Source organism: Neorhizobium alkalisoli, assembly GCF_007829835.1.
GTDB lineage: Bacteria > Pseudomonadota > Alphaproteobacteria > Rhizobiales > Rhizobiaceae > Neorhizobium.
Genome location: NZ_VIWP01000007.1, coordinates 113,522 through 134,704, shown reverse-complemented (window position 1 = coordinate 134,704; position 21,183 = coordinate 113,522). Strand labels below are relative to the sequence as shown.

At 62.0% G+C, this 21,183-nt stretch carries 19 protein-coding genes; 8 read left to right on the top strand and 11 right to left on the bottom strand.

Features of this window, described 5'->3' with window-relative positions:
* Nucleotides 1-30: 30 nt before the first annotated feature.
* The gene (locus tag FHW37_RS24135) at nt 31-1,965 is read left to right on the top strand and encodes a cation:proton antiporter (protein WP_145641003.1); all 1,935 of its coding nucleotides are present in this window, start codon (nt 31-33) and stop codon (nt 1,963-1,965) included.
* Between the two features lie 11 nt (nt 1,966-1,976).
* Here FHW37_RS24135 and FHW37_RS24130 read toward each other — a convergent pair whose 3' ends face one another.
* The 6 genes from FHW37_RS24130 to FHW37_RS24105 form a co-directional block, all read right to left on the bottom strand.
* A complete protein-coding gene (locus FHW37_RS24130) occupies nt 1,977-2,396 on the bottom strand; it encodes a CopD family protein (protein WP_145641002.1) in 420 nt (139 codons plus the stop codon).
* A 229-nt stretch (nt 2,397-2,625) separates the two neighbouring features.
* Complete coding sequence (locus tag FHW37_RS24125; RefSeq protein ID WP_432442892.1) at nt 2,626-3,441, bottom strand: methyltransferase; 816 nt, start codon at nt 3,439-3,441, stop codon at nt 2,626-2,628.
* Between the two features lie 94 nt (nt 3,442-3,535).
* A complete protein-coding gene (locus FHW37_RS24120) occupies nt 3,536-3,799 on the bottom strand; it encodes an usg protein (RefSeq protein ID WP_145640999.1) in 264 nt (87 codons plus the stop codon).
* 160 nt (nt 3,800-3,959) lie between these two features.
* Nucleotides 3,960-4,790, bottom strand: a complete 831-nt coding sequence (locus FHW37_RS24115) for an ABC transporter permease (RefSeq protein WP_145640998.1) — start codon at nt 4,788-4,790, stop codon at nt 3,960-3,962.
* On the bottom strand, nt 4,790-5,590 hold the full coding sequence (locus FHW37_RS24110) for an ABC transporter permease (RefSeq protein ID WP_145640996.1): 801 nt from the start codon (nt 5,588-5,590) through the stop codon (nt 4,790-4,792). The genes FHW37_RS24115 and FHW37_RS24110 overlap by 1 nt, the downstream gene beginning before the upstream one ends.
* Before the next feature lie 159 nt (nt 5,591-5,749).
* On the bottom strand, nt 5,750-6,517 hold the full coding sequence (locus FHW37_RS24105) for an ABC transporter substrate-binding protein (RefSeq protein ID WP_145640995.1): 768 nt from the start codon (nt 6,515-6,517) through the stop codon (nt 5,750-5,752).
* Nucleotides 6,518-6,857: 340 nt separating this feature from the next.
* Between FHW37_RS24105 and FHW37_RS24100 the strand changes: the two genes are divergently transcribed.
* On the top strand, nt 6,858-9,194 hold the full coding sequence (locus FHW37_RS24100) for an OmpA family protein (RefSeq protein WP_145640993.1): 2,337 nt from the start codon (nt 6,858-6,860) through the stop codon (nt 9,192-9,194).
* Between the two features lie 66 nt (nt 9,195-9,260).
* Here the strand turns inward: FHW37_RS24100 and mobB are convergent, their stop codons facing one another.
* The 3 genes from mobB to FHW37_RS24085 are packed head-to-tail and all read right to left on the bottom strand — an operon-like array spanning nt 9,261 to nt 11,337.
* Nucleotides 9,261-9,788 (bottom strand): molybdopterin-guanine dinucleotide biosynthesis protein B, encoded by a 528-nt coding sequence (gene mobB / locus FHW37_RS24095; protein ID WP_145640991.1) that lies wholly within the window; start codon nt 9,786-9,788, stop codon nt 9,261-9,263.
* The gene (gene mobA, locus FHW37_RS24090; protein WP_145640989.1) at nt 9,785-10,408 is read right to left on the bottom strand and encodes a molybdenum cofactor guanylyltransferase MobA; all 624 of its coding nucleotides are present in this window, start codon (nt 10,406-10,408) and stop codon (nt 9,785-9,787) included. The genes mobB and mobA overlap by 4 nt, the downstream gene beginning before the upstream one ends.
* Nucleotides 10,405-11,337 carry a DMT family transporter gene (locus tag FHW37_RS24085; protein WP_145640988.1) on the bottom strand — a complete coding sequence of 311 codons (933 nt, stop codon included), beginning with the start codon at nt 11,335-11,337 and terminating at the stop codon, nt 10,405-10,407. Before FHW37_RS24085 ends, mobA begins: the two co-directional genes overlap by 4 nt.
* Nucleotides 11,338-11,602: 265 nt before the next feature.
* On the opposite strand from FHW37_RS24085, the gene FHW37_RS24080 reads away from it, so the two are divergent.
* The 3 genes from FHW37_RS24080 to FHW37_RS24070 all read left to right on the top strand — a co-directional run bounded on the left by FHW37_RS24080 (nt 11,603) and on the right by FHW37_RS24070 (nt 15,788).
* Nucleotides 11,603-14,167 (top strand): methyl-accepting chemotaxis protein, encoded by a 2,565-nt coding sequence (locus FHW37_RS24080; RefSeq protein WP_145640986.1) that lies wholly within the window; start codon nt 11,603-11,605, stop codon nt 14,165-14,167.
* Nucleotides 14,168-14,265: 98 nt separating this feature from the next.
* A complete protein-coding gene (locus FHW37_RS24075) occupies nt 14,266-14,769 on the top strand; it encodes an AAA family ATPase (RefSeq protein ID WP_145640984.1) in 504 nt (167 codons plus the stop codon).
* 62 nt (nt 14,770-14,831) lie between these two features.
* On the top strand, nt 14,832-15,788 hold the full coding sequence (locus tag FHW37_RS24070; protein WP_145640982.1) for an aminoglycoside phosphotransferase family protein: 957 nt from the start codon (nt 14,832-14,834) through the stop codon (nt 15,786-15,788).
* 2 nt (nt 15,789-15,790) lie between these two features.
* Here FHW37_RS24070 and moaA read toward each other — a convergent pair whose 3' ends face one another.
* On the bottom strand, nt 15,791-16,870 hold the full coding sequence (moaA, locus tag FHW37_RS24065; protein WP_145640981.1) for a GTP 3',8-cyclase MoaA: 1,080 nt from the start codon (nt 16,868-16,870) through the stop codon (nt 15,791-15,793).
* 211 nt (nt 16,871-17,081) lie between these two features.
* Here moaA and FHW37_RS24060 point away from each other — a divergent pair, with 211 nt between their 5' ends.
* From FHW37_RS24060 to FHW37_RS24050, 3 genes are read left to right on the top strand one after another with little or no spacing between them, the layout of a single operon-like run.
* The gene (locus FHW37_RS24060) at nt 17,082-17,450 is read left to right on the top strand and encodes a gamma-butyrobetaine hydroxylase-like domain-containing protein (RefSeq protein WP_145640980.1); all 369 of its coding nucleotides are present in this window, start codon (nt 17,082-17,084) and stop codon (nt 17,448-17,450) included.
* A 54-nt stretch (nt 17,451-17,504) separates the two neighbouring features.
* Entirely contained in the window at nt 17,505-19,331 is a 1,827-nt protein-coding gene (locus FHW37_RS24055; RefSeq protein WP_145640978.1) for a monovalent cation:proton antiporter-2 (CPA2) family protein, read from the top strand.
* On the top strand, nt 19,328-19,960 hold the full coding sequence (locus FHW37_RS24050) for a pyridoxamine 5'-phosphate oxidase family protein (protein WP_246690888.1): 633 nt from the start codon (nt 19,328-19,330) through the stop codon (nt 19,958-19,960). Before FHW37_RS24055 ends, FHW37_RS24050 begins: the two co-directional genes overlap by 4 nt.
* A 70-nt stretch (nt 19,961-20,030) precedes the next feature.
* Here the strand turns inward: FHW37_RS24050 and FHW37_RS24045 are convergent, their stop codons facing one another.
* Nucleotides 20,031-21,101 (bottom strand): GGDEF domain-containing protein, encoded by a 1,071-nt coding sequence (locus FHW37_RS24045; RefSeq protein WP_145640977.1) that lies wholly within the window; start codon nt 21,099-21,101, stop codon nt 20,031-20,033.
* Nucleotides 21,102-21,183 lie beyond the last annotated feature (82 nt).

Here is a 21,183-nt window from a genome sequence, read left to right as displayed (position 1 = left end):
TTTCAGGAGATTTCCAGAGGGGGAACGCGGATGCCGCACGAAACGCCATTGATCTCGACCATTGTCGGCGGTCTCGTGCTTGCATTCATATTCGGGGCGATCGCCAATCGTTTCCGTCTGCCGCCCCTCGTTGGTTATCTTTTTGCCGGTATTCTTGTCGGGCCGCATACGCCCGGTTTCGTTGCCGATACCAGCCTTGCGCCGGAACTTGCCGAAATCGGCGTCATCCTTCTGATGTTCGGCGTCGGCCTGCATTTCTCGCTGAAAGATCTGCTCTCGGTGCGCGGTATTGCGGTACCGGGCGCGATCGTGCAGATCGGCTTTGCGACCCTGCTCGGCTGGGGCATGGGCTGGCTGATGGGCTGGCCGCTCGGCGGCAGCCTTGTCTTCGGTCTGGCACTGTCGGTCGCCTCGACCGTCGTGCTCCTGAAGGCACTGCAGGAGCGGCGCCTCGTCGAGACCGAGCGCGGAAAAATCGCGGTCGGCTGGCTGATCGTCGAAGACCTGGCCATGGTTCTGGCGCTCGTCCTGATCCCGGCGCTGGCCTCGATCGGCGGCGGCGAATCGGCCCATCCGGATCCGCTGGCCATCGCCGTTGCCCAGATCTTCAATATCGAACTCGGCGTTGCCGGCATTATCGGCATCACGCTCCTCAAGGTCGCGGCGTTTCTGGGCGTGATGCTGGTCATCGGCCGCAGGGTCATTCCGTGGATCCTGCACCGCATCGCCCATAGCGGTTCGCGCGAACTGTTCCGGCTCGGCGTGCTTGCGATCGCGCTTGGTGTCGCCTTCGGCGCAGCAAAACTGTTCGGCGTGTCGCTGGCGCTCGGTGCCTTCTTCGCCGGCATGATCCTTTCCGAAAGCGAGCTGTCGCATCGTGCAGCCCAGGAAAGCCTGCCGCTGCGTGATGCCTTCGCGGTCCTGTTCTTCGTCTCGGTCGGCATGCTGTTCGACCCGAATATCGTCGTCAACAGCCCGCTGACGCTGCTCGCCACCGTCTTCATCATCGTCATCGGCAAGTCGATCGCCGCCTTCCTCATCGTGCTTGCCTTCGGCCACAAGGCGAGTACGGCGCTGACGATTTCGGCAAGTCTGGCGCAGATCGGCGAATTTTCCTTCATTCTCGCCGAGCTCGGTGTCGGCCTCAATCTTCTGCCGGAAGAGGGGCGTGACCTGATCCTGGCCGGCGCGATCATGTCGATCATTCTGAATCCGCTGATGTTCTATCTCTGCGACAAGATCCGCCCGCGGCTCGAAGCCAGAATTCACCGCGCACCGGTCGAGGCGCATGCTGAAGCCGTTGCGTCGGCCGAAAGCAGCGGTCCGGTCACCGAGGATGAGGCGTCTGCAAAGCTGGAAGAGCATGAGCCGGTCTTCACCAGCGCCGGCAGCGAGGGCGAGGTGGCTGCAACGCGCCTCACCGATCACGCCGTGGTCGTCGGTTACGGCCGGGTCGGCAGCATCATCGTCGCCAACCTGCGGGCATCAGGCATTCCCTTCCTCGTCATCGAGGATTCGGAAAACCGCGTGCAGGAACTTTTGAAACTCGGCATCGAGGTCATCGTCGGCAACGGCGCCTCGACCCGCGTGCTGGAACTCGCCAATCTCGGCGCGGCAAAGAGCCTTGCCGTGGCCATTCCCAACGCTTTCGAGGCGGGCAATGTCGTGATGCAGGCGCGTCAGGTCAATCCGGCGCTGCTGATCCTGTGCCGCGCCAATTCCGATGCCGAGATCGAGCATCTGGAAAAGCTCGGTGCCGACAAGACGATCATGGGCGAGCGCGAGATCGCCTATGGCATGCTCGAAAGCCTCGATCAGGTCCATTACCGCGTCGAGGAATTTTCCGAAGAGCCGGATGAGCCGCCGATCCTTCTCGGCCATGCTCCCGTGCAGTCGTCACCGGTGCATGACGAACCGGCAGCCCCATCCGATGTGGAACCGCCGGCCGAGACCCCTAAAAATTAAGGGAAAGCTGATCAGAAGGGCTTGATGACGGCAAGCCCGATGATCAGCACGGCGGAACAGAGGATGATCGGCAGGCCAGCGCGGACAAAAGCGTTCGGATCGAGCTTCGGATCGGCTTCCATCTTGCGCAATGCGGCACTCTGCATGCCATGCAGCGCGGACAGAAGAACGACGAACAGAAGCTTGCCGTGCAGCCAGCCCATGCCGGGGCCGGCAAAGCCGGTATAACCGAAGGCGAGCCACAGCCCAAAGATCCAGACGCCGGCAAGGGCGCCGGTGGTGACGGTCCGGTCGTATTTCCGCAGCGCCGTGATGACGGGCGTGCGGATCGCAGGCGGCACCATGCCGATGACGAAGGCGTTGATCAGCATGCCGCCGATGAACAGGAAATCGGAAATCAGGTGCAGCGCCTTGATGACGAAATAAAGCATGGTCGTGTCAACTCCAGATCATGACTTCGGTGAAGCCGAGTTCGGCGGAATTCTTGGGCCTTGCCCCTCACCCTAACCCTCTCCCCGTAAACGGGGCGAGGGGACTTGCCCTGCGAGGCGCTGGAGAGAGACGGTGGCGGTGCGGCATATCCCTTCTCCCCGTTCATACGGGGAGAAGGTGCCGGCAGGCGGATGAGGGGCGATCCTCTCCTCTGCCGGCGTCCGAAAATTAGCCCTTCAGCTTTGCGATGACCAGATGGCCCGGGCTCGGCTTGCCTTCCTGCATGCGCACGTTGATCTCTGTGATATCGATCACCTCGAAACCGGTTTCGGCGAGGCGGCTGCGGATATAGGCTTCCGAATGCACGAAACGCTGATGCGGGCCGACCGCGAAGGGGCGGCCGTCGCTCGCTGCCAGTTCTTCCGAGGAAAAGGCGAACAGTCCGCCCGCCACCATGTTTTCGGCAGCGCCGAAGAACAGCGGCTCAAGCGCGCCGAGATAGGGCAGGACGTCGGTGGCCGTGATCAGGTCGAAGGCGTCCTCGTCATTGTCCTCGAGAAAATCCTCGACTTCGGCGACGTAGAGCGTCTCGTAGAGATCCTTTTCATGGGCGATCTCGACCATGTTTTCGGAAAGGTCGATGCCGGTAATGTCTTCCGCGAGATCGCGCAGCGTGCCGCCGGTCAGGCCCGTGCCGCAGCCGAGGTCGAGCATGCGCTTGAACGGGCCGAGCTGCAGTTCCTGCAGGCGCTGCAGAAGAAGGGTCGGCACTTCGTAGCCGAGCTGTGCGACAAGAATGTCCTCAAAACTTTCGGCATGCTGGTCGAACAGCGTCTCGACATAGGCGTCGGGCGCCTTGGGCGGCGTCTCGCCGCGGCCCATCGAGGCGATGCGCACGGCAGCCCCGCCATGGTCTTCCGGGTCGATTTCCAGCACTTCGCGATAGGCCTCGACGGCGGCATCGATATTGCCGGCCTTTTCGAGAGCGAGCGCCCGGTTATAGGCCTCGGCCAGTGCTTCTTCGTCGATCTTGGTCATCGCCATAAATTCCTCGTGTGTCTGCGAGCGATGTAAGCCGCGGGTTGCCTTTTGGCAATCCGGCGTCAGGTCGCAGCCTTGAGGAAGACGGGGATGACGGTCAGTGCAGGATGATCTCGCCCTTCACGGCGCGCCATTCACTGGCCGAGATCAGCTTGCGGTGCACATAGCGAACCGAATGCAGCGGCCCGTCGAGCTTTTCCTGCCAGAATTTGAGAAAGCCCTTCATCTCCGGAAAGTCGGGGGCGAGATCGTAATTCTGCCAAACATAAGTCTGTAGCAGGATCGGATGGTCGGGAAGGCGATAAAAGATCTGGGCTGTGGTCAGCCCGTAGCCTTTCAGCATCATTTCCATTTCGGACATTTTCGGTTCCCACATCGTTGGTGTCGAAGTGACGTCGTTGCGTCACCCACGATGGGAACACGGCATGCTTAACGGAAGCTTGAGATTTGCCCCGTAAATGCATATCCGCTAAATTTTTCAAATACTTGGCAGCAGATGCATGGGAGTGCTGCCAGAAAACTCAGCGCTTCAGGTGGCGTGTCAGGCGGGCTTCGAGATAGGCCCAGAGATGCCGGAGCGCCTCGACCATGGCGAGGTAAAAAATCGCTGCCCAGAGATAGGTCTGATAATCGAAGGTGCGTGAGAAGGCGTAACGGGTTTCGCCCATCAGGTCATAGACGGTGATGATGGCGACGACCGCCGACCCCTTGATGAGCAGGATGATCTCGTTGCCGTAAGGGCGAAGCGCCACGATCAGCGCCTGCGGCAGTACGACTTTGCGGAAGGTGATGGCCTTGGAAAGGCCAAGCGAGGCCGCACCCTCATGCTGGCCGCGCGGCACGCTTTCGATCGCACCGCGCAAAATTTCTGCCTGATAGGCAGCGGTGTTGAGGATGAAGGAGAACAGGCCGCAATACCAGGCCTCGCGAAAAAACCACCAGAGACCGACCGCCTCGAGCTGCGGGCGAAAACCGCCGAGCCCATAATAGATCAGGAAGAGCTGGGCGAGCAGCGGCGTGCCGCGGAAGAAATAGACGTAGCCATAGGCAAAGCCGCTGATGAAGCGGTTCTTGGACATGCGTGCAAAGGCGAGCGGCAGTGACAGGATGGCACCGAAGACGACGGAGATGGAAACCAGCGTGATCGTCGTCCACAGGCCATGAAGGTAACGCGGGCCGTAGCGCAGGAATTTCGCCTCATCCCAGCCGGTGATCATCATCGACAGAAGCGCTATCGCCAGCAGCACCCATATGCCGATCAGGCCGATGCCGATGACGCGCGATGTCGTCAGCGGCCTGTGCAGGACGGCAGGGGCAGGGCGGGCCGGGATCAGTTCCTTGATATGGGCCATCAGCGTGTCCCCTGCTTGCCGGTCCAGCGCTCGATGGCGCCGATACCGATCGAGGAGACGATTGCGAGCGCCAGATAAAGCGCGCAGGCGAGGCTGTAGAACAGGAATGCATCTTTCGTGACGCGCACGGCGACACCCGTCTGGCGCAGGATATCGGCAAGCCCGATGATCGAGACATAGGACGTGTCCTTCAGGAGGATCATCCACAGATTGGCAAGGCCGGGCAGGGCGATGCGGATCAGCTGCGGCAGGATGACGAGGATCATCGTTCTGCCGCGGCGCAGGCCGAGAGCGTCGCCCGCCTCATACTGGCCCTTGGGGATGGCGCGGAAGGCCGACAGCAGCACTTCCGAGCAATAGGCCGAAAACACCACCGACAGGGCGATCATGCCGGCGACAAAGGCGTTGATTTCGATCCGTTCGTCGTACCCGAAGGAGGACAGCAGCGACTGGATGGCAATCTGCGCGCCGTAATAGATGATGAACAGGGTGAGCAGTTCCGGCATGCCGCGAAAGATCGTCGTGTAGATGCCGGAGGCGAGCCTCAGCAGCCTGTCTTCGGATTGCTGGCCGAGCGCCACGATGAAGCCGATGAGAAGCCCGACGGGCAGGGTGCAGAGGGCAACCGCGACGGTGATCTGCAGGCCGCTCGCGATCTCGTCGCCCCAGCCGGTATCGCCGCAGGCAAGCAGGGTGGAATTGCCGAACCAGGTGAAGATGCCGACGGGACCGCAGAGCGGATCGATAATATTCACTATCCAGGCCAGGGCGGAGCCCAGCGCTGAAAACAGTCCGTCCATCAAAACTTCCCCTTTATCCGGCGGCCCCGTCATATCTTGGGCCCCCTTTATCCGGCAGCATGGCCGTTTTTTCTCTTTTTCAAACAAAAATGGCGGAAGGGCAAGCCTTCCGCCACTGAGCTTTGGAGCCGGGCCGGGGATTTCCCGCCCTATCTTCGATCAATCGCCGTAGACGTTGAAATCGAAATACTTGTCCTGGATCTTCTTGTAGGTGCCGTTGGCGCGGATCGCGGCGATCGCGGTGTTCAGCTTTTCCTTCAGCGGATCGCCCTTGCGCACGGCAATGCCGGCGCCGACGCCGTTGATTTCCGGATCGGACTTCAGCGGGGTCAGGATCTTGCAGCAGGCGCCGGCATCCGACTTGACCCACTGCGACAGCACGACGATGTCGTCGATCACGGCGTCAACACGACCGTTGGAAATGTCGAGCTTGTATTCGTCGGCGGTCGGGTAGAGCTTCAGCTCGGTATCGGCCAGGTGCTTTTCGGCATAGTTGGCGTGCGTCGTCGAGCTCTGGGCACCGATCGTCTTGCCCTTCAGGCCGGCGACGTCGGTGATCTTCGAATCCTTCGGCACGGCGATGGCCGGCGGCGTGTTGTAATACTTGTTGGTGAAGTCGACGAGGGCCGAACGCTCGGGCGTGATCGACATGGACGACAGGATCATGTCGAACTTCTTGGCCTGCAGGGCCGGAATGATGCCGTCCCAGTCATTGCTGACGAAGGTGCATTCGACCTTCATCTCGGCGCAGAGCGCGCGGCCGATATCCATATCGAAGCCGAGGAACTGGCCGCTGGCATCGACATATTCGAAGGGCGGATAGGTGGAATCCGTACCGATGACGAGCTTGTCGGCGGCGCTGGCGGCACCGGCGAAAAGCGAAAGCGCTGCAACCGATGCAGCTGCAAGGATACGTGCGATAGTCATGATGATCCTCTCTGTTGGCATGCCCCGCTCGCGTGTTTCTTTTGTCTCGCTGCGGAGGCTCGGGAGCCGGTGTGTGGGAAATGGCTCCTTCGCGACTTATAGATACCGGCGCCGCTAAAATTGCAACCGCAATGTCAAAGGCGCGAAAAGACGCTCCTTTTAGGCGTTCAGCCTGGGTTCAGCCGCACGATCACAGTCTCGATGGAACAAAAAACGGCTCAGTTCGGTTGAGCCGCCGCGCCAGCCCGCTTTGTCAAAAAGCACTCTGCCATACCAAAAACACAAGTCGAGAGAAAAACGGCAGCGCAAAAGGGACGACACGCGAGAAGAGGTATTGAGCATGTCAAACAAATTCAGGTTATTCGCGAGCGTTGCAGTCCCGCTGCTGTCGCTTCCGGCGCTGATGCAGCCGGCCTTCGCCGCGCCACCGGTTTCCGGTATCGAGATTCCGGCTGCTCAAGGGAACGATGTCATTCGGGTCCAGCAGCAGATCATCCAGCCCGGCGACAATGCCGATGACAGCCAGCAGCGCCGCAAGAAGCCGCAGGAAAAGGGCGCGCAACAAGGTCAGCCCGACGAACAGCGTCCGGCCCGCCCGCAGCGCAATGCGCAGGGTGCCGATGACGGCGGTGCACAGGAACGTCCGCAGCGCCGCCCGCAATCGGCCGACCAGCAGCCGGGTGCAGAGCGCCCGCAGCGCAATCAGCCGGGCGCTGCAGGCGGCAATGATGCAGCCCCCCAGCGTCCGCAGCGCCAGCAGGCCGCTCCGGCAGATGCGCCCGATGCGACGCGTCCGGCAAAACCCCAGCGGGATGCCCAGCCACGGGATGCCCAGCCGCGCGACACCCAGCAGCGCCCGGCCGCGCCGGACCGCAGCAATACGATGGCCCCGCGCGAGGACAATAACGGCGCCTTCCGCAATGCCGGACCGGATGACGATACCGGCCAGGGCAAGCCGCCCGTAACCAACAAGGCGCCGGACAAGGCACCGGCACCGCCGAAACCTGCCGCGCAGGCCCCGGCACCGACCAAGCCCGCCGCTCCGGACAGGGCCGCGACCCCGGACAAGGCAGCCCCGCCTGCCGCCGATGCAAAGCCGCGTCCGCCGCAGGGCGCAGACGATCAGCAGCCGCCGGCCCGCCCGCCGCGCCAGCAGAACGCCACCGGCCAGCAACCGGACGCAAACGGTCGTCCGCCACGCCAGGATGCCAACGGCCAGCAGCCCGATGCGAATGGTCGTCCGCCGCGCCAGAACGCTGCCGGCCAGGAGCCGGATGCAAACGGCCGTCCGCCGCAGATGAACGGCAATGCGCCGCAGCAGCCTGACGGCACCAGCCGCCCGCCGCGTCCGCAGAGCGCCGATGGCCAGCAGACCCCACCGGCCCGTCCGCCGGCTGGCCCGGGAGACCCGCAGCAGGCCGGTGGCAACCGTCCCGCCCAGCCGCCGCGCACCCCGCAGGATGTCGATCGCGCCCGCCAGATTGCGCGGGATCCGGCAGCTGCAAGGCCCGGCGAGACCGTGGTGCTGCCCGTCGAAAACGGTGCCGCCGTGCTCGACAGCGACAAGCGCCCGACGCGTCCGCGCAACGATCCCAACGATCCGGGCCGCCCGCGCAACGATCCGCAGCGCGACCCGTCGCGTTATCAGGATCAGGCCGGCCGTCCGCTGCCGCCGCCGCGTTCGGATGCCGACGCCCAGGCCCGCAACAACGGCCCGCGCTTCAATCCGGACGATGTCCGCGCCATGAACGACGAACGTGGCCAGCGCCTCGACCGCCGTCCGCAGTTCGACCGCCCGCAGGGCTGGGACTATGACAACAACTTCCCCCGTCGCGACGATGGCCGCGTGATCATCTCGATCGACAACCAGCCGGTCGTGCGCCATGACGACAGCCGCCGTTTCTACGATGGCGATCGCCAGCCGGAATATGATCGTCTGAGCGACGACCGCGTCCGCGAAGTGATCGTCCGTCCGGACGGCACGCGGATCATCACCGTCCGCAACCGTTATGGCGAGATCATCCAGCGTTCGCGTGTCGTGCGCGGCGGCCAGGAATATGTGCTCTACTATTCACCGGAAATCGCCAACGAGACCCGTGGTCCGGATTACGTCTGGCGCGATCCGGGCGATGACCTGCCGCCGATGCGCCTCTCGGTGCCGCTCGATGACTATATTATCGACACGTCGAGGGATCCGAACCGCGATTATTACCAGTTCCTCGAACAGCCGCCGGTTGAAAATGTCGAGCGCGTCTATTCGCTGGACGAGGTGCGTTATTCGGCCCGTATCCGCGACAAGGTGCGCCGTATCGACCTCGATACGATCACCTTTGCCACGGGCAGCGCCGAGGTTCCGATGAGCCAGGCCGGTTCGCTGCGCAAGGTGGCGGATGCGATCAACAAGGTGCTGCAGAAGGATCCTTCGGAAACCTTCCTGATCGAAGGCCATACCGACGCGGTCGGCTCGGACCAGAGCAATCTCGTCCTTTCCGACCAGCGCGCCGAAAGCGTTGCCCGGGTTCTCTCGGACGCCTTCGGCATCCCGCCGGAAAACCTGACGACGCAAGGGTATGGCGAGCAGTATCTGAAGGTGCAGACCGATGGCCCGAACGCGGAAAACCGCCGCGTCACCATCCGCCGCATCACCCCGCTGGTTCGGCCGGTTGCCTCGCGCTAAGACCCGCTGATATCAAGAATGAAAGCCGCTGGAGCGATCCGGCGGCTTTTTTGTCTCTTGGCGAAATCAGGTTGTCGGAAGCCCGGTCACGTCGGCGATGAAGTCGGCAATGGCCATCGTATCGTCGAGATCGAAGACGGGCAGGTTGGTATCGTCGATCGCATGATCTGCGGCGATCGCGACGATATGCGGATCATTGGGCCAGAGCGGCTCGCGGCTGTGTGATTCCAGCCGCCGCGCCTCGATTTTTGGCACCGGCTCGCGCTTGTAACCCTCGATCAGCACCAGATCGCAAGGTGCTATCCGGGTCAGAATATCCTGCAGGCTCGGCTCCGGCGCACCACGCAGTTCATGCATGATCGCAAATCGCGTGCCGGAGACGATCGTCACCTCATGCGCGCCGGCCTGCCGGTGGCGGAAGGAATCAGCGCCGACCTTGTCGATATCGAAATCGTGGTGGGCGTGTTTGATGGTCGAGATCCTGTAGCCGCGCCGGGTGAATTCGGTGACGAGCCGCACGGCCAGCCCTGTCTTGCCGGAATTCTTCCAGCCGGAAATCCCGAAAACGCGTGGAACAGTGTCTGGAGCGGTCATTCAAGCGTCCCGATGAAGGTCTTTGCGAGCGCAAGATCCTCACGCGTGTTGATGTTCATGAACGGATCAAGCGGACCATGACCGGTTTCGATCATCGGAAATTCGACGGTCTCGACCGGATGGCGGTTGAGGAAGGCGTTTATCCGCCGGTTGTCGGGATTGGCAAGCCAGTTTTCCAGATCCTGCGCCAATGTCACCGGCCAGAGACCGAAGACCGGATGCGAGCGCCCTTCGGAGGCGGCAATCACGATAGTGCCGGGGGTGGCCTTTTCCGAAAGCCGCGCCGCAAGATCCAGCGGCAGAAAAGGGCTGTCGCAGGGGACGGTCATCAGGAACGGCGATGCGGGCTGGTTCTGCCGAAGATCCAGAAGACCGCAAAGAACACCTTCCAGCGGTCCGTTCCTGTCATCGTCGCGATCGGGGACAAGCCGCAGTCCGAATGTTTCGGGGAAATCCGCCGGTGCGTTGAGCGCGAGATCCGGAACCTGGGGGGAGAGCCGGTGAATGACATGGCCCAGGATCGTCCGGTCGCCGAGTGCCATCATCGCCTTGTTTTCACCCATGCGGCTCGACCGGCCGCCGGCAAGCACGAGGCCGGGAATTGGGGCAGGGTGGCTCACTGGCCGGTCTCCTGCGTCTGGATGGCGCCGGGCGGTGCCGTTTCGGCGCTCACGGCGTTCGCCTGCTTGCGCTTGTTCTCGCGATAGAACGTATAGAGGCCCGAGCAGATGACGATGACGGCCCCTGCCAGCATCGTGGCGCTCGGATGTTCGCCAAAGAAGAAGATCGCGATCGTCAGCTGCCAGATGAGGCTCGTATAACGAAATGGCGCAACGAAGGAGACTTCTCCGGAACGCATCGCCATGATCACCGTCTGGTAGCCGCCGAAGACCAGAAATGCGGTCACGACCAGAATGCCGAAGGTGGAGCCCGAAATCGGCTGCCAGCCGCCCATCGGCACGATCAGGACGATGCCGAGCATGGTGTTTGCGAATGCCGTCAGAAGCGTGATTTCAAGCGTCGGTATGGCAGGGTTGATACGTCGCGTGGTGAGGTCGCGTGCGGTGGTGAACATCAGCGCGATCACCGCATAGATCGCATCGGGATTAAACCCTTCCGCGCCTGGACGGATAATCAGAAGCACGCCGGCAAGGCCGACGACGATGGCCGCCCAGCGCCGCCAACCGACCGATTCACCGAAGAACACGGCGGCTCCCAGCGTCACCGCCAGCGGCAGCGCCTGGTTGATCGATCCTGCCACCGAGAAATCCAGTCGCTGCAGGGCGGTGAAGAACGAAACGGTTGCACCGAGTTCGCAGAAAGCCCTTAAGACCACGAGGCGGTCCGTAAGCGTGCGCAGCGTCAGGCGGATCTTCATCTGGCGGGTGATGGCATAGACCAGCAAGGTCGTCATAATGCCGCGCACGGCCATGATCTGGGCGATGTTGAGTTCGCCCGCGACCTGTTTCACCAGCGCGTCGTTGCAGGTGAACAGCGCCATGGCGAGTGCCATCACCAGCGCGCCGCGTGAATTTTCAGACAAAGACAAGATGATTCCCCCCGAATGAGGCCAGTTGTAGTCCAGCCGCCGCCGGCTCACCAGCCGGGAAGCCCATATCACACCCGCCGATTTTGAGGGGTAATCGCTGATAGATTGCAAAAAGCAACTTTGAAGGTTCGTGATTAACCCTTGTTCAACCGAAATTTCCGACTGTGGGGTCAATTCGTTCTCGCATGAAACGGGAACCGTGCCGATGAAACCCCGCAATGTCATCAAGACGGGGAGGCACCCGATCAAAGCGCCGAGGGGGCACATGTCTTTTATCGATCGTCTTCTTCAGGGCCGACGCATTGTCACCAAGGTCCTTCTGTTCGTCATCCCGCTCGTCTGCCTGATTGCCGGTGTCGGCTTGGCAGGCTTCTATACCGCCGAGACGCTGAACGGCCACATGACCGTGACGCGGGCGACGATCGAAAATATCGGTGATCTCGAAGATCTCCAGTCCTCGCTTCAGGGCTTTACCGAGGCGCCTGCCGACGCAACGCTGGCTGCGCTGCGCAAGAGCATCGAACAGCAGCAGGCCGGCGTCTCCCGCCTTCAGGGCCTGCTGACCACCGATGGCGATCGCGAGCGCATCGGTGTGGTTGCCGCCCTCGGTGCCAATCTTTCGAAGAACACGGATGCGCTCTGGTCGGTCGATCAGAGCCGCAAGCAGAATATTGCCGACATCAACGGCATCCTCGACGACGTGCGCAAGACGTCGGAAGGCGTTGCCAAGCAGGTGACCGTCATACAGCGGCAGTTCGATTCCAAGCAGAACTTTGCCAAGAAGCTGCTGTTCGAAGCCTTTGCCTTCAAGTCGATCGCCCGCCGTCTCGACAATCTGCGCAATGCAGTGCGCGGTGCCGAAACCGATGAGGCAACCGCCAAGGCCGCGGTGCTTTACGGCGACGCGCTGCGCGCCGAATTCGACAAGATCGACAGCCTCCTGTCCTCGTCAGGCCATGGCGTGATGCAGCCGATCATGCAGCAGGCGGATGCGTTTGTGGCGATCGCCAAGAATGATGCGCCGCTGGCTGAAAAGGTGCCGGCTCTGCGCGTCGCCGCCAGCGCCATGATGAAGCCGCAGGGTGATCTCACCACCGAAGTGACGGCGAAATCCAGCGATGCCGCCGAACGTTTCGTCGGCATGGAGACGGAAGTTTCGACGCTGCGTGACCTGCTTTCGCAGATCGACATGTCGCTGCAGCTGGCAAATGGCCTGCAGCTCGATACCGAACGTTTCCTCAGCAACCCGTCGGATACGACCCGTACCGTGGTGATGAGCGATATCAACAGCCTGCGCGCTTCGGCCGGCAAGGTGTCGAAGCTCAACGCCACCAATGCCGCCACCCGCGATTTTGGGCCGAAGGTCGAGACGCTGATGGATGCGCTGGTCAACGGCACCACCAAGACGATTGCTGTTGGCACAGACTGGACCACCGCCCGCGCCGCAGCGTCCAAGACGCTGACCGAAGGCATGGCGGGCCTGAAGAACTTCGTCGCCCAGGCGCAGGAAACCGGCAAGGAAGACAGCGAGCGTTCGGCGACCCTGTCGGTCGTCGCCATGGTGGTTGGCACGCTGATGGCGATTGCCGGTGGCCTGATGCTGGTCGAGACCCTGCGCGGCCCGCTGAAGCGCGTCACCGAGGTGATGAAGCGTCTTGCTGACGGCGATCTGGAAGTGCGGATCGAAGGCCGCGAGCGTGGCGACGAGATCGGCGACATGGTGCGCTCGGTCAGCGTTTTCCGCGATGCGGCGATCGAGAATATCCGTCTCGAACAGGAAGCGGCTTCCGCCCGCGAACTCTCCAATGCCGAAGCCGAACGCCGCGCCAGCGAAAGGGCGCGTGTTGCCGGCGAGCAGCGCCAGGCGCTGACTGCGCTGTCGGGCGTACTCGGCAAGCTTGCCGAGGGCGATCTCGAAAAGGGCATGGACGAAAACCTGCCGGACGATTTCGTCGACATGGCACGCACCTATAACCGTGCCGTTGAGGAGCTGCGGGCGACGCTTGCCGAAGTCCGCTCGGCGGCCGAAGAGATCGAAGGCGGCACCGGCAATCTCGCCGCTTCCGCCGACGATCTTGCCCGCCGCACCGAACAGCAGGCGGCAGCACTGGAAGAAAGCTCGCGTGCCCTCAAGCACCTCAACGACGTTGTCCGTTCCACCGCCGAGAGTGCGCGAAAGACGTCCGTATCGGTCAACGAGACGGAAGAATTCGCGGTCCGCTCCGGCGATGTCGTGGCCCGTGCCGTCGGCGCGATGGGCGAGATCAGCCGGTCTTCGAACAAGATCGCGACGATCATCGGCGTCATCGACGAGATCGCTTTCCAGACCAACCTTCTGGCGCTCAATGCCGGTGTCGAGGCAGCTCGTGCCGGCGAGGCGGGTCGTGGCTTTGCCGTCGTCGCCCAGGAAGTCCGCGAACTCGCCCAGCGCTGCGCAAGTGCTGCCCGCGAGATCAAGGGCCTGATCTCGGCCAGCGCATCGCAGGTCAATGATGGCGTGCATCTGGTCGAGGAAACCGGTGAAGCGCTGTCGCAGATCATCTCCCATGTCACCGATGTGAGAAAACTCGTCGCCCAGATTTCTGCCGCCACCGACGAACAGTCGACCGGTATCGGCGAAGTCGCCCATGCTGTACAGGAAGTCGAGCACATCACGCAGCGGAATGCAGCCATGGTCGAGGAGAACAATGCCGAGATCCATGGCCTGCGCCAGCGTGTTGAGGTGCTGTCGGAAAAGATCGACCGCTTCAAGACCCGCGATCCGAACATGGACGTTTCGGGCGGGCTTTACGACCGCCGCGCCGGTGGCCGCCGTTTCGACGCGGCATGATTTCACCCCTATGATGTTTTGCGTTTAGGGTGATGCGGCGGGCCGAACATGGTCCGCCGCATTGTTCGTTCTGGGCAAGCGCGAGCGGGAGATATCCGATGCTGATCATCCTCGGCGGCCTGCCGGCAAGCGGCAAGACGACGATCGCGATTGCGCTCGCAAAAAGGCTCGGCGCGGTGCATGTGCGCGTCGATACGATCGAGCAGGCCCTGCGCAGTTCCGGCATGCTGGCCAAGGACGAGGGGCCGGCCGGATATATGGCCGCCTATGGCATTGCCGGTGACAATCTTGCCGTTGGCCGCACCGTCATTGCCGATTCCGTCAATGCCTTCGAGATTACGCGCGAGGCGTGGCGTTCGGTTGCGAGGCGGGCAGGAGTGCCTGCCGTCGAGGTCGAGATTTTCTGCTCAGACAAGGCCGAACACCGTCGCCGGGCCGAAAGCCGCCCGACCGACGTGCCGGGTCTGGTCAAGCCGGATTGGGACAGGATTGCCGGCCGGACCTACGAGGATTGGGGACCGGGACCGCTGCGGCTCGATACGGCGCTGATGCCTGCGGAAGACTGTGTTCTCTGGCTGACCGAGCAAGTCACGCGCCGGTGACGTTTGGGTGTTAGCTGGCGGCACTCCGAAAACATTGCGCCTTTGCCTTTCGAGGATGGAAATTGACCGATCTCTTCCCGACCATCACCGACAGCGACCATTTTCGCAGCTGGCGAAAAGAGAGCCGGAACTGGCAGCCGATCCTTGCCGAGATCGCGGCTGCGGAAAATCTGCGCTTTGCAAACGTGCGACCGTTTTCGACCGGCACCAATCTCGTTCTCGCACTGGACGAAAATCTGATCCTGAAAATCTTTCCGCCGCTCTATCGCCGGCAGTTCGAAGTGGAACGGGCGACACTTGCGCTTCTGCAGGGGCGCCTGAGCCTGTCGACGCCCGATCTCGTTGCTGCCGGAGAAATTTTTGGATGGGGCTATATCGGCATGACGCGGGTTAAGGGCATCACCGGTTCGGAGGTCTGGCCGGTGCTTGCCGAAGACGACAAGGAGCATATTCTCGGTCAGATCGGTGAAACGATCGCCGAGGTCCAGTCCGTTCCTGTCGGACCGCTCGCGGAGGTGGGGCCAGCATGGCCGAACCTGATCTCGACCCAGATCGCTAACTGCCACCGCCGCCACGCCAGCCAGGGGCTTGGCGGAAAATTCCTCGATGATCTCGATGAGCTGGTTGCGGACGCGCCCTCGATCATCCCGCTCGATACGCCACCGGTCATACTGACGGGCGAATATATCCCTGAAAATTTCCAGCTATCGGACGAGGGCGGACGTTGGCATCTGAGCGGCCTGATCGATTTCGGTGATGTGATGACCGGCTGGAGCCAATATGACCTGCTGGGCCCGAGCGCCTTCATGACTGCGGGCCAACCACGCCGGGTGCGTCGTCTGCTGCAGGGTTTCGGGATCGACCCTGCCGATATCGACGACACATGGCGGCGCCGGCTTTTCACCATGATGCTGCTGCACCGCGCCAGCGACCTTCGCAATGTCGATGTGCCGAACTGGCAGTCAAGAGTAAGCAGGCTTGGCGATCTGGCAGGGCTGATCTGGCCGACGGAGGATTGAGGTCACCCGCCGGTGACGCTCATGTGGCGGCTGACCGCCGGGCGGTTGTGGGTGCGGTCGATGATGAAATCGTGGCCCTTCGGCTTGCGGCCGATCGCTTCATCGATCGCAGCCGATAGATAGGCGTCGTCGTCCGATGCCCGCAGCGCGGTGCGCAGGTCGGCGGCGTCGTTCTGGCCGAGGCACATATAGAGCGTGCCGGTGCAGGTCAGGCGCACGCGGTTGCAGCTCTCGCAGAAATTATGGGTCATCGGCGTGATGAAGCCGAGCCGGCCGCCGGTTTCCTTGACGGTGACATAGCGGGCAGGGCCGCCGGTGCGGTAACCGATGTCGGACAGCGTGAACTGGCTTTCGAGGTCGGCGCGCAGCTTTGACAGCGGCAGGTAACGGTCGGTGCGGTCCTCGTCGATCTCGCCCATCGGCATGGTTTCGATGACGGTCAGGTCCATGCCGCGGCCATGCGCGAAACGCAGCATGTCGGCAATCTCGAATTCGTTAAAATCCTTCAGCGCGACGGCGTTGAGCTTGATCTTCAGACCGGCCTTCTGGGCGGCATCGATGCCTTCCATCACCTTGGAGAAATCGCCCCAGCGGGTGATTTCCTTGAATTTTTGCGGATCGAGCGTGTCGAGCGACACATTGATGCGCCGGACACCGCTGTCATAAAGCTCGTCGGCATAACGGGCGAGCTGCGATCCGTTGGTGGTGATGGTCAGTTCGTCGAGCGCGCCTTGATCGATATGGCGGCCGACGGCGCGGACCAGATGCATGATATTCTTGCGCACCAGCGGCTCGCCACCCGTCAGGCGGATCTTTCGAACACCCTTCTCGATGAAGGCGGAACAGAGCCGTTCCAGTTCTTCCAGCGTCAGCAGATCCTTTTTCGGCAGGAAAGTCATGTTTTCCGCCATGCAATAGGTGCAGCGGAAGTCGCAGCGGTCCGTTACCGAGACGCGCAGATAGGTGACCGCCCGGCCAAACGGGTCGATCATCGGCGCCTTTTCGGTGGAAAGCGGTTTTGCACCGCCGATCGGCCCTGCAATAGTATTCACGTCAAGTCTCCTGACAGGCAAGGTGGGCATAGCGACGCCGGACGTCAAGTGCAAGAGCTTCACCGGGCTGGAGGCGGCCCCTGAAAGGGCCTCGCGCAAACGTGTCCGGACAATAAGGCTTGCAGAGCCGCCGGACACCTCCTAATCCTCCCGGCACGGCTCTTTGTGATTATATGCCTTTCAGGCCTGATCCCGAAGCCTTGATCTTTCCAGGAATACGAGTGAACCGAGGATGGCGACCATGAGTGACAACTGGCCGACGGAGCTGCGGGTTTCCAAGGATCGGCGCCTTCTGAGCGTGACCTTTTCCGATGGCGCGTCCTTTGCCCTTCCGGCCGAAATGATGCGGGTTCTGTCGCCGTCTGCCGAAGTGCAGGGCCACGGGCCGGGCCAGAAGGTCACCGTGCCGGGCAAGCGCGAGGTCGGCATTGTCTCGATCACGCCGGCCGGCAATTATGCCGTACGCGTCGGTTTCGATGATGGCCATGACAGCGGCATCTTCACCTGGCCTTATCTGCGCGAGCTGGGCGATGACGGCGCACGCATGTTTATGGAATACGAGCAGGAATTGGCTGAAAAGGGGTTGAGCCGCGACGCGAGCAAGCGATAAGGGCGGCGGCAAGCGCGGGCGGGCATCGTTCGCGCAGAAAGAGAGAGGGACAGGGTGTCTGCAGAAACGAATGCGAGTGATCTGGTTCAGGTCGTGGCTTTGCTCGGGGCAGGCGTCATCGCTGCACCCCTGTTCAAGAGGATCGGCCTCGGCTCGGTGCTGGGATACCTCGCCGCCGGTCTTGCCATCGGTCCTTACGGGCTGAAACTGTTTTCCGATCCGCAGGCCATCCTGCATGTCGCCGAGCTCGGCGTGGTGATGTTCCTGTTCATCATCGGTCTGGAAATGCAGCCGTCGCGGCTGTGGAATATGCGCAAGGATATTTTTGGTGTCGGCGCATTGCAGGTCGGGGCCTGTATCGTCGCCCTGATGGCGGTCGGCATCACCTTCGGTCAGTCGCCGATCGTCGCCTTTGTCGCCGGTACCGGTTTCGTGCTGACCTCGACCGCGATCGTCATGCAGATGCTTGAGGAGAGCAATCATCTCCAGACGCGAAAAGGCCAGCGGATCGTCGCGATCCTGCTGTTCGAGGATCTGGCGATCGTGCCGCTCCTTGCCATCGTCGCGCTGCTCGCCTCCAATGGCGAGACGGTCTCGCTGCTGGAAAGACTGAAATCGGTCGGCATCGGTTTTGCAGCTTTGGCCGCGCTGATCCTGGCCGGCCGTTACTTGCTCAATCCCTTCTTCCGCCTTCTGGCAAAATCCGGTGCCCGCGAAGTGATGACGGCGGCGGCTCTGCTTGTCGTATTGGGTTCGGCCCTGTTGATGGAAACAGCAGGTCTCTCCATGGCCATGGGCGCCTTCCTTGCCGGCGTGCTTCTTTCCGAATCCGCCTTTCGCCACCAGCTCGAGGCCGATATCGAGCCTTTCCGCGGCATTCTTCTCGGCCTGTTCTTCCTCGGCGTCGGCATGGCGGTCGATCTGTCGGTGATCGCCGCCAACTGGCAGCATGTGATCATTGCCGTCATCGCCTACATGATCGTCAAGGCGGCGGTGATCTACGGCATCGCGCGCGTCCTCGGTACTTCCAATGCGGAAAGCCTGGGGCGGGCGATGCTGATGGCGCAGGGCGGCGAATTCGCCTTCGTTCTTTATGCCGCAGCCACGGCCGCCGGGATTTTCGATGGCGAAACGAATGCGGTTCTGACCGCGACCATCGTGCTCTCCATGGCGATAACGCCGCTGGTCGTTGCCGTCTATGTGCGCCTTGCGCCCAAGCCGCAGGTCGATACGAGCGGACTGGCCGAGCCGGAAAGCCACGAGGAAAACGTGCTTCTGATCGGCTTCGGGCGTTTCGGTCAGATCGCCAGCCAGCCCGTCCTTGCCCGCGGTTACACCATGTCCATCGTTGACCGGGACGCCGACCTTCTGCGCGAGATCGGCAAGTTCGGCTTCAAGGTCTATTATGGCGACGGCTCGCGACCTGATATTCTTCACGCAGCCGGTGCTGCGACCGCCAAGGCGATCCTGATCTGCATCGACGACAAGGAAGCGGCGATCAAGATCGCCGAGATCGTCAGGCAGGAATTCCCGATGACCAAGGTCATGGCGCGCGCCTATGACCGTGGCCACGCGATCGACCTGTTGAAGGCTGGCGTCGATTACCAGATCCGCGAAACCTACGAATCGGCCCTGAATTTCAGTAATGAACTGCTGCAGGTTCTGGGCGAGGAAGAGGAAATGGCGGCAAACCTGATCGCCGAATTCCGCGAGAACGATCTGGAACGTTTTGCGCTCGAACAGGTCGGCGGCATCTATGCCGGTCGTTCGCTCATCAAGGGCAATGCCCAGCCCGCCGATATCGTCGCCGCCAAGACCGGTCGCGATCGCGAGCGCCGTGCGGCGGAGCAGGCGGCAGCGGCACAGGGAGCGGCCACGTGAGCCGGGATGCGATCGGAGAGCCGGGCATCGTCACCTCCGTCGAGGCGCTGAAGGCGCTTTATGGGGATGTCGGCGAAGCGTCGCTGATCAAGGTGACGAAAGTGCTGACGCCGGATTACCGGCAGATGATCGAGGCGTCGCCCTTCGTTGCACTGGCAACCGTCGGGCCCGAAGGGCTCGACTGTTCGCCGCGCGGCGATCTCGGCGGCGTCGTGCGGGTGAGGGACGAGGGCACGCTCCTCCTCCCCGACTGGCGCGGCAACAACCGCATCGATTCGCTCCTCAACATTGTCCGCGACCCGCGCGTCGCCCTGATGTTCCTCGTGCCCGGATCGACGACGACGATGCGGATCAACGGCAAGGCGGTGGTTTCTGCCGATCCGGCTTTGCTGGAGAGTTTCGAGATGGACGGCAAGCATCCGCGCAGCGTCACGGTGATTGCGATCGAGGAAGTCTATTTCCAGTGTGCCCGCGCGCTGATCCGTTCCGAATTGTGGAATCCGGATCGTTTTGCCGATCCGAAGCAGCTGCCGACGCCCGGCGCGCTGCTGAAATCCGCCAAGGCGGATTTCGACAAGGATACCTATGACCGGGAATGGGCGGGCCGCGCTGCCAAGACCATGTGGTGACAAGAAAACTGCGGTCACAAAAACGCCGCCCGGTTGAAGGGGCGGCGGCGGATGTCTGTTTCTCGGAAGACTACTTCTTGTAGATCAGCCAGCTCTTGCTGACATATTCCTTCTTCATATTGTCTTCGTAGATCACCGTGCGGTTCCGGCCGGAATTCTTGGCGTGGTAAAGCGCCGCGTCGGACTTTGCGTAAAGCTCGCCGGCATCGGCGGATTGCGCCGCCATCGAGTAACCAAGCGAGATCGTCACTGGTCCGTAATTGACTCCGGAGCGGGAATTGCGGAAGGCCCGCGTCTCCAGTGCGCGACGAACACGTTCGCAGATGATCAGCACTTCTTCCGGCGTATTGCCCTGCACGATGATGGCGAATTCCTCGCCGCCGGTGCGGGCCACGAACACTTCCTTGCGGACATTCGAGCGGATCACCGAAGCGACGGTCGCCAGGATCTTGTCACCGACCGGGTGGCCGTAATTGTCGTTGATCTTCTTGAAATTGTCGACGTCGGCAAGCACCAGCGCCGTCAGTTCCGGCGCGGCCGGATCGTCGTAGATCGCAGCCAGGCGTTCGTCGAAGGCGCGGCGGTTGGCAAGTCGCGTCAGCGAATCCGTATTGGCGATCCGCTTGTATTCGTCGAGTTCGCGGCGGACCTGGTCCATTTCCTGCGAGCGCTCGGCCATCGTGCCAACGGTCTTTTCGCCATGCGAAATCGTATCGCCCGTCGCCTCGCTGAGCAGGCTGATCGCGTTGCGGATCAGGTCGGACGAGAAGTTGCTCTTGGAGTTGATGCGCACCGCCGTCTCGCCGAGCAGGCGGCTATAGCTTTCGAGCGATGCCTGTTCCTGCTTCAAAAGCTTCAGGACGGTGTCCAGCTCGGTCAGAAGCTTGTCATGCGCCTTCTCGATCACGTTCACCTGGTCGCTGCCGAGATGGCGCGAGGCAAGCTCGTCGAGCTGTTCTTGCGAAGGACGGTTTCCAAGAGCGGCGAGTTCGCGCGACAATTCGGGATTGGACCCGACATAGGCTTCATAAAAGAGCTGATAGTTGCGCGGAATTGGCGCCGCTCCCATGGAGCGGACCGCATAGAGGATCTGAGCCATCAGATCACCTGATTGCGCCCTCGGCGCGGCTACCATCGTCATCGACGACCCCCACTAGTCCCCTTGCAACGTGTTGACTGGTTTATATGTGAGAAATATTGGAAAAGAATTAAGGCAGGTTGTA